At 73.1% G+C, this 424-nt stretch carries 1 protein-coding gene; it reads left to right on the top strand.

Annotation, left to right across the window (positions count from 1 at the left end; genetic code table 11):
- Nucleotides 1–424, top strand: a 424-nt coding sequence (locus tag HKX41_10505; protein NNC24564.1) for a gluconolaconase, incomplete at both ends; no start/stop codon positions are given.

The raw sequence follows: 424 nt of genomic DNA, 5'->3' as shown, positions 1-424 counted from the left end.
CCGGCGGCGGCCGGCGAGCTGTTGGTCGGCAACAAATCCGCCGACACCGTCTGGCGTTTGTCGCTGGAGGACGGGCGCAAGCTCGGCGAATTCGCGACCGGCAAGGCGCCGCACGAGATCGTGGTCGCGCCCGATGGCCGCACCGCGCTGGTCGCCAACTACGGCAGCGACAGCGCCGGCAACACCTTGAGCGTGCTCGATCTGCGCGGCAAGGCGCCGCCGCGGATCGTCGACCTCGGCCGCCACGGCCGCCCGCACGGACTGCGCTTCCTGCCCGGCGGGCGCGAGGCCCTGGCCACCACCGAGGCCTCGCAGCATCTGCTGCGGATCGACGTGGCGCGCGGCAAGATCGTCGCCGAGATTGCGCTCGGCGCGGGCAAGGGCCACATGGTCGCGGTCGCCGGAGACGGCAAGAGCGCCTACG

The sequence above is a fragment of the Salifodinibacter halophilus genome (genome assembly GCA_012999515.1).
Taxonomy (GTDB): domain Bacteria; phylum Pseudomonadota; class Gammaproteobacteria; order Nevskiales; family Salinisphaeraceae; genus Salifodinibacter; species Salifodinibacter halophilus.
This window is presented reverse-complemented; position numbering and strand designations above follow the sequence as displayed.